At 75.2% G+C, this 9,319-nt stretch carries 7 protein-coding genes; 4 read left to right on the plus strand and 3 right to left on the minus strand.

What is annotated here, in order from left to right; all coding sequences use genetic code 11:
- Window positions 1-57: 57 nt before the first annotated feature.
- Together AB0J24_RS22580 and AB0J24_RS22585 are read right to left on the minus strand one after the other, a co-directional pair.
- Entirely contained in the window at window positions 58-921 is an 864-nt protein-coding gene (locus AB0J24_RS22580; protein ID WP_358684418.1) for a lysophospholipase, read from the minus strand.
- Entirely contained in the window at window positions 918-3,449 is a 2,532-nt protein-coding gene (locus tag AB0J24_RS22585; protein ID WP_358684420.1) for a hypothetical protein, read from the minus strand. Before AB0J24_RS22585 ends, AB0J24_RS22580 begins: the two co-directional genes overlap by 4 nt.
- Before the next feature lie 233 nt (window positions 3,450-3,682).
- Between AB0J24_RS22585 and malQ the strand changes: the two genes are divergently transcribed.
- Together malQ and AB0J24_RS22595 are read left to right on the plus strand one after the other, a co-directional pair.
- Window positions 3,683-5,653 carry a 4-alpha-glucanotransferase gene (gene malQ, locus AB0J24_RS22590; protein WP_358684422.1) on the plus strand — a complete coding sequence of 657 codons (1,971 nt, stop codon included), beginning with the start codon at window positions 3,683-3,685 and terminating at the stop codon, window positions 5,651-5,653.
- A gap of 49 nt (window positions 5,654-5,702) precedes the next feature.
- Window positions 5,703-6,539, plus strand: coding sequence for a fumarylacetoacetate hydrolase family protein (locus tag AB0J24_RS22595; RefSeq protein WP_358684424.1), 837 nt, complete (start codon window positions 5,703-5,705; stop codon window positions 6,537-6,539).
- Here AB0J24_RS22595 and AB0J24_RS22600 read toward each other — a convergent pair whose 3' ends face one another.
- Window positions 6,540-7,418 carry a diacylglycerol kinase family protein gene (locus AB0J24_RS22600; protein WP_358684426.1) on the minus strand — a complete coding sequence of 293 codons (879 nt, stop codon included), beginning with the start codon at window positions 7,416-7,418 and terminating at the stop codon, window positions 6,540-6,542.
- Window positions 7,419-7,597: 179 nt separating this feature from the next.
- Between AB0J24_RS22600 and AB0J24_RS22605 the strand changes: the two genes are divergently transcribed.
- Together AB0J24_RS22605 and AB0J24_RS22610 are read left to right on the plus strand one after the other, a co-directional pair.
- Window positions 7,598-7,972, plus strand: a complete 375-nt coding sequence (locus AB0J24_RS22605) for an RNA-binding S4 domain-containing protein (protein ID WP_358684428.1) — start codon at window positions 7,598-7,600, stop codon at window positions 7,970-7,972.
- A 34-nt stretch (window positions 7,973-8,006) separates the two neighbouring features.
- On the plus strand, window positions 8,007-9,113 hold the full coding sequence (locus AB0J24_RS22610; protein WP_358684430.1) for a quinone-dependent dihydroorotate dehydrogenase: 1,107 nt from the start codon (window positions 8,007-8,009) through the stop codon (window positions 9,111-9,113).
- Window positions 9,114-9,319: the final 206 nt, after the last annotated feature.

The raw sequence follows: 9,319 nt of genomic DNA on the forward strand, positions 1-9,319 counted from the left end.
CGTTGCTGCGCCCACGATTCCACCATCCGGCGGGCCACGGCGCTCCCGGGAGCGGGGTCAGGCCCGCCGGGTCCGGCTCACGTCGCGGTGCTCGCCCAGCCACTGCCGCAGGTCGGACAGCGGTCGGTCACGACCGGGTTCGTGGTAGATCTCGTGCCAGAAACCCTCGTACCAGCGCACCGTGGTGTCCGGGGACCCGCTCGACTCGTCGAGCGTCCGGGTGCCCGCCGGATCGGTGAGCCGGTCCGCGGTGCCGTGCTGGACCAGCAGCGGCAGCCGCAGTTCGGCCGCACGTGCCGGGAGGGTGCCCATCGCGGCGTACACCGCGGCCCCCAGGGCGAGGGTCGGCCTGCCGTGGTGGACCAGCGGATCGGCCCGGTAGTCGGCGACCACTGCCGGATCGGAGCTGATCGCACCGGTGTCGATCCCGACCGGCCGCACGGTGGGCAGCACCCGGGAGACCAGCGACAGCACCGGGACGAGCGCTGCGGGGACCGTGTCCGAGGCCAGCGCCGGCGCCGACAGCGCGAGACCGGCGAGCCGGTTCTGGTGCCGCAGTGCGTAGGCGAGCGCGATCTGCCCGCCCAGGCTGTGCCCCAGCAGGAACACCGGGAGGCCGGGGTGCCGGGCGACGACCTCCCGCCGGAACGTCTCGAAGTCCTGCAGCAGGTCGTCGTAGCGGCGGACGTGCACCCGGGTCCCGCCGGAGCGTCCGTGCCCGCGGTGGTCGAGCCCGTACACCGCCCAGCCGTCGGGACGCAGGGTGTCGACGACCGTGCCGTAGCGGCCGGAGTGCTCGCCGATGCCGTGGCTCACCAGCAGCACACCGGTCGGGTCGGCGTCGGGCAGCCACCCCTGCCAGAACAGCTCGATCCCGCCGACGCCGGGTAGTCGGCCCTGCACGTCCGGCTCGCCGGTCACGACGCCGTCACGTCCTGCTCGACGTCACCGCCCGCGGGCACCTCGACGTCGGTTCCCGGCGCGTCGGCGCCGGTGCCCGCGACGAGCCGGTACCGGCCGGCGTCGAGATCGGTGAGCCGGAACGTGCCGTCCGGCCCGGTCCGGGTCTCGGCGACCGGCACGCCGTCCTGCTCCAGCGCGACCGGGACCCCGGCGGCCGGGCCGACACCCGCCAGGACGGTGCCGTGCACGGTCGCGGAGCGGTGCAGCCGCACGGTGACCGCGACGGCGGAGTCGGCCACCGAGACGGCGGCGACACCGGGCCGGTGACCGTCCAGGCGGGCGACGACGGCGAACTCGCCCGCCCCCGGCGCCGGGATGCGGGCGATGCCGTCGGCACCGGTGACGGCGGACCCGGCCGTCCGTCCCGCCCGGTCCCGGAGTACGACGGAGACACCGCCGAGCGCGCCGTCGTCCGGTCCGAGCGCCCGGACCTCGACGTCCTGCGGCGCGGTTCCGGGGACGACCACGTCCGGAGCGGGCCCGGGCCGGCGGACCGCGAGGGCCACGTCCTCGTCCTCTTCACCGGCCGGGGCGGGGCTGGTGTTCGCGGTGTTCGCGGCGCTGACGGTGTGCACGGTCGGGGAGACCTCCGGTTCGGGTGCCGGTGTCACCGGCGGCGGCGCGGGCTCGGCCGCGGGCGGCGGCTCCGGACGGTCCGCGACCGGGCGGGTGGAGCGCAGCACCCGCGGGGCGGGCCGGGGCGGCGGCTCGGGGGTGTCGCCGGCCTCCCGCGGACCTGTGGCAGCCAGCCCGATGCTGGCGACCCGGGCCTCGGTCGTGACGCTCCGCTCGGAAGCGCTCGCCTGTTCGGGCACCCGGCCGCTCCAGCTCGACTGGCCGGCGATCCGGTCGCGGGCTTCGCGGAACTCGCGCTCGGTGTCCGGGGTGGCCGGACCGCGCAACGCCGGACGTTCCGCCGGCACCGCGGTGACTCGTTTGACCAGGTCGGGGTCCACGGGGGATCGCTGCTCCGCCCGGGCCGGGACGACGACCGGGGGGTCCGCAACCGGCTCGGTGCTGTCGTTGCCCCGCGCCGGCCCGGCGCCGGACCGCTCTGGCGCGGGCTCTGCACCGGCACCGGTCGGCACGACATCAGCGACCGACACAGCCTCACCCTGCGCGGCCGCATCCGGCACGGCGTCGTCCTGCGCAGCGCCACCCTGCGCGGCCGCATCCCGCACGGCGTCACCGTGCGCAGCAGTGCCGGCCTCGTCGAGGTCCGATGCCGGGCCGACGACCTGCACGGTGTCCGGATCCGGCTCCACCGCATCGGTCCGCTCGGCGACGGTTCCCGCCGTCGCGTCGACCTGCACCCCACGGCCGAAGTCGATCGGCTCCTCGTCCACCGCCGTCGCGACCGGCGCACGCGACGCGGCGACCGCGTCGACCTCCACCTCGGGCACCGGGAGATTCGGGTCCTGCCCGGCATCCGGCTCCGTGGCCAGGCCGGTGTCGGTGTCGGGGTCGGTGTCGGTGTCCGGGCCGTCCGGGGCGGGGGCGGAACGCTCCGGAGCCCTGCTCCCGGGCCCGGTCCGTTCATCGCGCGCCGCGCGGAACGCCGCGATCGAGGCGAGCCCTCCGGCCGTCGGCGTCCCGGGCCGGGTTGCCGGCGTGCTGATGTCGGGCGCCGAGCTGTCCGGGCCCGGGCCGTCGGGTTCGGTGCGGGGCTGCTGCTCGAGCGGACGCCTGCGGGAGATCGGCGCCGGGCTCGGCACTCGCCGGGTCGGTGCGGTGGGCGGGTCGACCGGCTCGACCGGCTTGCCGTCCTTGAACCCGCGGGACCACGGCGGGCCGACCGGCCCGGCGCTCACGTCCGGTGTGATCCGCGGCTCGGCGGAGCCGACCTCGGAGGTCGGGTCGCTCGCCCCGTCCTCGGCCGTGTCGGCGGCGGCGTCGGTGATGTCCGGCGCGGACGACACCGTGGCACCCAGGGTCCCGAGCTCCGGCCGCGATGCGTCGCGGTGGACCGGGCCGGGATCGGCCGGCAGAACGGAGGAGCCGGGCTGCTCGGTGGGCCCCGGCTGCCCGGCCGTCACACCCTCCGGGGAGCGGGCGACCCCGGCGCTGCCGGTGTGGGCACCACCGGTGTCGGCGCTGCTGGTATCGGCACTGCTGGCGACGGAACCGCGGGTTTCGGCACCGTCGGCGGGGGCACCACCGGTATCGGCACCGCTGGCGGCGCCGGTACTGCCGACATCGGCACTTCGGCTGCTGCCGGAACCGCTGCTGCCGGGACCGCCGGGGTCGGCACCGCCGGATTGCGCGACGGCGGATCCCGCCGACGGGGCTTCCGGCCGCGCGGCGGGACCATCGCCGGAGAGCCCCCGGGCCCGGCGCTCGACCAGGTCCGCGACGGTGCGCGGCCGAGCCTCGTCGTCGTGCGACGTCGGGTCGTCGTCCCGGCCCCGCCCCCACCGCAGGAACGCTGCGATCCCGACGGCCACCAGCACCACCACCAACAGCCCCAGCAGGGCCCACGTCGACATTGGAGATCCTCCTGCCGGAACACCCTGAACCGGTCCCACGACACGGTCGAGCCGGGGCCCGGGGCCGCGTCGGGTACCTGCGGCTCCGGTGACCCGGTCGGCGTGTCCGGCGACGCACCGTAGCACCGTCGGCCTCCCTGCCGGTGTGCTGCAACCCCGCCCGCGTGTCGACGTCGGTGCTGGTGGGCCACCGCGTCTCGCCGGACGTGGACGGATCGGTCAGGATCTTCCCCATGACCCGCGACCCGGTGGACCCCGAGCTCGCCGAGATCGCCGACGCGCACGGCGTCGCGACCTCCTACCTCGACGGCACCCGCACCGAGCAGCCGATCGACGCGAACGTCGTGCGCACTGTGCTGGCCCTGCTGGAGGTGGACGTCTGCGGGCCGGACGCACAACGGGTCGCGCTGGCCGCCGCCCGGGAACGGGCGCCGCTACCGGCGACGATCGGGCACCGCACCGACCGGGCCAGACCCGTGCCCGGCCGGGGCAGGCTGACCGCCACCGACGGCGACGCAGCCGGTCGCGCCTCCGATGTGGACGGAGAGTTGCCTGCCGGGTTGGAACCCGGTCGTTACCTGTTGGAGACCGACGCGGGCCGGTCGACGGTCGTCGTGGCGCCGGCCGCGCTGCCCGACCCGCCCCGGACGTGGGGCTGGATGGTTCAGCTCTACGCCCTGCACTCCCGCCGCTCCTGGGGCATCGGTGACCTCGGCGACCTGACCGACCTGGTGCGCGGTGGCCACGGCGCCGGTGCGGTGCTGCTCAACCCGTTGCACGCGATCACCCCGGTCCCACCGGTCCAGCCCTCGCCCTACACACCCTCGTCGCGGCGCTACACGACACCGCTCGCGCTGCGGGTCACCGACCTGCCCGCCTACGCGGCGGCCGATCCCGCCACCCGGGCCGAGGTCGACGCGCTGCGCCCGGAGACGACCGGTGACCGGATCGCGCACGACCGGGTGTGGGCGGCGAAGCGGTCGGCGCTGGAGGCCTTGTGGCGCAGCGCAGGTCACCCGGACGGTGACCCCGACGCCGACCTCGCGCGTTTCGCCACCTTCTGCGCACTGGCCGAGCGCCACGGCAGCCGCTGGTCGCTGTGGCCCGAGGACCTGCGCCGTCCGGACGGGGCGGGCGTACCGGCCGCACAACGCACGCTGGCGCCGCGGATCGCGTTCCACGCCTGGGTGCAGCGGCAGGCCCAGGCGCAGCTGGCGGAGGTGCGCACCGCGGCCCGCGACGCCGGCATGCCGGTCGGTGTCATCCACGACCTGGCGGTCGGTTGCGACCCGGAAGGGGCGGACGCCTGGATGTGGCAGGACGTGCTGGCCCTGAACGCGTCGGTCGGCGCACCACCGGACGCGTTCAACCAACGCGGGCAGAGTTGGGGGCTCCCGCCGTGGCGACCGGACCGGCTGGCCGACACCGGTTTCGCCGCTTTCGGTGACATGGTGCGGGCGCTGCTGCAGCACGCAGACGGCCTGCGCATCGACCACGTGATGGGCCTGTGGCGGCTGTGGTGGGTGCCCGCGGGCGAGACCGCGGACCGTGGCACCTACGTGCACTACGACGCCGAGGCGATGCTCGCCGTGCTGCTGCTGGAGGCGCACCGGGCCGGCGCGCTGGTCGTCGGCGAGGATCTCGGCACGGTGATCCCGCGGATCCGCGAGGACATGGCCGAGCGCAACCTGCTGGGCTCGACGGTGCTGTGGTTCTCCCGCGACCCCGATCCGGTGACCGGCGGTGACGACGGTCCGCTGCGCCGTCCGTCGCGCTGGCCGGAACGGTCGGTCGCGACGATCTCCACGCACGACCTGCCGACCGCACCGGGTTTCCTGCGCGGCGAGCACGTGCGGGTCCGTGCCGAGCTGGACCTGCTCGACGACCCCCGCGCGGAGGAGGCGAAGGCGGGCGTCGAACGCGACGAGCTGCTCGCCCTGCTCGCCGCGGAGGGACTGCTCCCGTCGCCGGACGTGACCGACGAGGACGAGATCGTCGTCGCCCTGCACGGCCTGCTGGCCTCGGCTCCGTCGAGGCTGGTCCTGGCGTCGTTCTACGACGTGCTCGGTGAGCCCCGGCAACCGAACCTGCCGGGGACCCTCGACGAGTACCCGAACTGGCGGATCCCGCTGCCGGTGACGTTGGAGGAGGCACTCGCCGACGAGCGGGTCCGCCGGGTCGCCGAGGTACTCGGCAGGCGGTGAGACGGGACCTGACGGGCGCCGGGACCGGACCTGGCAGGATCGCGCCCCGATGACCGCACACAGTCACACGGACCGCAGCGGGATCGAGCCGTCGGCCGTCGACCTCGTCCGCGCCGACGGCACCGCCGGTGCGCTGTGGCAGGCCTGGACCACCGGTGAGCGGCTCGCCGCGCTGCCCGAGCTGCTTCGTCCGCGCACCCTCGCCGAGGGGTTCGCCGCACAGCGGCGACTCTCCGAGCGCGCCGGGCCCGGTTACGGCTGGAAGCTCGCGGCGACGGCGCAGGCGGGCCAGGCGCACATCGGCGTCGATGCGCCGTTGCCCGGCATCCTGTTCGAGCGGTTCCGGCACGCCCCGGGCGAGGTCGTCCCGGCGGACGGGCTGCACATGGCCGTCGCCGAAGCCGAGTTCGCGTTCCGGATGAGGGCGTCGGTCGACGCCGGCGCCTCCCGGGAGGAGCTACGCACCGCGGTGGCCGCTGTGCACTGTGCGGTGGAGCTGCCGGACTCGAGGTTCGACGACTTCCTGGCCGCAGGCGCGCCGTCGCTGCTGGCCGACGCCGCCTGCGCCGGTCGGTTCGTGCTCGGCCCCGAGATCCCGGGCGGGCTCGATCTCGACCTGGCCGCGACGTCGACCTCACTGCAGGTGGACGACGAGATCGTCACCGGTTCCGGGGCGGCCGTCCTGGGCGATCCGTGGTCCGCGCTGGCCTGGCTCGCCGACGCACTCCCGCAGTACGGCACGCGGCTGGAGGCCGGCGCGGTGGTGACCACCGGCACGACGACCACGCCGGTGCCCACCCGGGCGGGCGCGACCGTCCGGGCGACGTTCGGCGAGGCGGGTGCGCTCGGCACCGTCGGGTTCACCCTGGCCGGGCGCCCCGGCTGATCAGCGCACGACCCGCAGCGCGCCCGCGGCGCACCGCACCCGCACCGTGGTGCCCGCAGCCACGTCGGAGATCTCGCCGTCGATCTGCACGGGCATCGGGCCGCATGTGGTGAACCGGAACTCGCTGGTCGCGGGCTGGCGGCCGAGGCCCTTCACCGCCGCACGCACCGCGATCGCCAGCTGCTTCCACTTCGGGCGGTGCTCGAGCAGGATCACCTCGAACCGGCCGTCGTCGGGCCTGCTGGTCTCGCTGAGCTCGGCGACCTTGGCCATCTCGCCGATGTTCGCGAACACCAGGTTGTCGATCCGTCGCCGGTCACCGGCACCCAGCTCGATCTCGAACGGGGTGAACGCCCAGAACGAGCGCACGGTCGTGATGATCTCACGGATCGTGCCCTTGCCGCCCTTCTCGATCTGCAGCGCGACGACCGGGGTCAGACCGAACCCGATGTAGGAGTGCGCGTAGTGCGGCGGATCGTCACCGCGGTGCAGCTCCAGCAGGTCCATCCGCTCAGTGCGGCCGTCCAGCACGGCCTCGGCGAGTGGACGGCGGCTGGTGACGCGGTCGTGATCGTTGGCGTTGCCGGCGGCGAGGACGGCTGCGGCCGCACCGGTCCCGGGCACCTCCATGATCCCGTTGACGACCTCGTTGTAGCCACCGTCGCCACTCGCGGACACGATCAGCGGGCGCCCCGGGCCGGAAGCGGCCTCCCGGGCGATCTCCCGGGCGTGCCCGGCGTACTCGGTGGGGCGCAGCCGTACGGGCAGCTCGGGCCGGGCCGCGGCGAGTTCGTCGCGCAGGCCCCTGGCCAGCTCGTCGGCGTCACCGGTGCTGCCCGGGTTGAACACGAGCAGGACGGAATCGATGGGCTCTGCCACACCGCACACCGTAGCCGGGTGCACGGCCTCGACCGTTGCGGCGCGCTCGGTGTCGCCGATCTGCGCCCGGCGGGGCGGCCGGCGGTCGCGCGGCCGCGGTCCGGCGACGGCGGCGGACCCACCGCGGGGCCCGCTGCGGGACCAGGCACCGGGCGGCTCGGCGATGGCACGATGTCCGGATGGAGACGACCCGCGTGGACCGCTGGCTGTGGTCGGTACGCCTGGCGAAGACCCGCGCCGAGGCCGCGACGGCCTGTCGTGGCGGGCACGTGCGGGTCAACGACCGGCCTGCGAAACCGGCCTCCCCGGTGCGGGTCGGGGACCGGATCCGTGCCCGCGTGCACGACCGCAACCGGATCGTCGAGGTCACCCGGGTGATCGAGAAGCGGGTGGGAGCGCCGATCGCCCAGGAGTGCTACGTCGACCACACTCCGGCCGAGCCGACCGGGCCCGCGGTCCCGGTGTTCGCACGTCGCGACCGCGGGGCGGGGCGCCCGACGAAACGTGACCGCCGCATGCTCGACCAGCTCGGTGCGGCACGGCGGACTCCGTAGCGGCACATCGCTTCCGTGCTGTGAAGATGGGGTCATGTACGACGCCCTGATGCGCACCGTCCTGCGGCACGTTCCGTCCGAGCCGGCCCATCGCGCAGGGTTCGCCCTCGTGCGCGCCCTCGGCGGTGCCCCGGTGCTCGGGCCCCGGGTCGCCGACCGGCTGGTGCCCACCGACCCGGTGCTGCGGACCCGCGCGCTCGGCCTGGAGTTCGCCGGGCCGCTGGGGCTGGCCGCCGGGTTCGACAAGGACGCCCGTGGGGTGTTGGCGTTGGGCCGGCTGGGTTTCGCAGCCGTCGAGATCGGGACGGTGACCGGCCGTCCGCAACCGGGCAACCCCGCACCGCGTCTGTTCCGCCTCGTCGACGACCGCGCGTTGGTGAACCGGCTCGGCTTCAACAATGCCGGTGCCGCCGCCGTCGCGCCGCGCCTGGCCGGGCTGCGGGCACGTCCCGCCGCCGGCATGCCGGTGCTCGGCGTGAACATCGGCAAGAGCAAGTCCGTCCCCGCCGAGGACGCGGCGGCCGACTACCGGGCGAGCGCCGCCGCACTGGGTGGGTACGCCGACTACGTGGTGGTCAACGTCAGCTCCCCGAACACCCCGGGGCTGCGCGACCTGCAGCAGGTGGACGCCCTCGAGCCGCTGCTCGTCGCCGTGCGGGAGGAGCTCGACCGGGTCACCGGTGACCGCCGGGTGCCGTTGCTGGTGAAGATCACGGTGGACCTGAGTGCCGACGACGTCGACGCGGTCGCTGATCTCGCGGTGCGGTTGAAGCTCGACGGCGTGGTCGCGACGAACACCACCGTCGCCCGCGACGGACTTTGCACCCCCGCCGATGCCGTCGCCGCGCTCGGCGCCGGCGGGCTCTCCGGGCGGCCGCTGGCGCACCGGGCCCTCGAGGTCGTCGGCCGGTTGCGAACCCGCCTCGCCGACGACCAGACCATCATCTCCGTCGGCGGGATCGAGGACGCCGCCGGCGCCTACCGGCGGATCAGGGCCGGGGCAGCCCTGGTCCAGGCCTACACCGGGTTCGTGTACGGCGGACTGCTGTGGCCGTCGCGGCTGCACCGGGAACTCGCAGCCCTGCTGCGGGCCGACGGTTTCGCCGACGTCGCGGACGCCGTCGGCGTCGACGCGGCCTGAGCGAGTCCCCCCATCCACCCCGAGCCGTCCCGGACCGTCGCGGTGACGCCTTCTCCTGGGCCGACCGCACCCCGGGAACGCAGGAATGCCCCGGGCCGAAACCCGGGGCATTCCCCATACACGTTGAATGTCGGCAGCGACCTACTCTCCCACACCCTGTCGAGTGCAGTACCATCGGCGCGGAAAGGCTTAGCTACCGGGTTCGG

This window comes from Pseudonocardia sp. NPDC049635, assembly GCF_040659795.1.
Lineage (GTDB): Bacteria > Actinomycetota > Actinomycetes > Mycobacteriales > Pseudonocardiaceae > Pseudonocardia.

Coding starts and splice junctions, on each gene's coding strand:
- AB0J24_RS22585 (WP_358684420.1), bottom strand. CDS start 3,449: ATGTCGACGTGGGCCCTGCTGGGGCTGTTGGTGGTGGTGCTGGTGGCC.
- malQ (WP_358684422.1), top strand. CDS start 3,683: ATGACCCGCGACCCGGTGGACCCCGAGCTCGCCGAGATCGCCGACGCG.
- AB0J24_RS22595 (WP_358684424.1), top strand. CDS start 5,703: ATGACCGCACACAGTCACACGGACCGCAGCGGGATCGAGCCGTCGGCC.
- AB0J24_RS22605 (WP_358684428.1), top strand. CDS start 7,598: ATGGAGACGACCCGCGTGGACCGCTGGCTGTGGTCGGTACGCCTGGCG.
- AB0J24_RS22610 (WP_358684430.1), top strand. CDS start 8,007: ATGTACGACGCCCTGATGCGCACCGTCCTGCGGCACGTTCCGTCCGAG.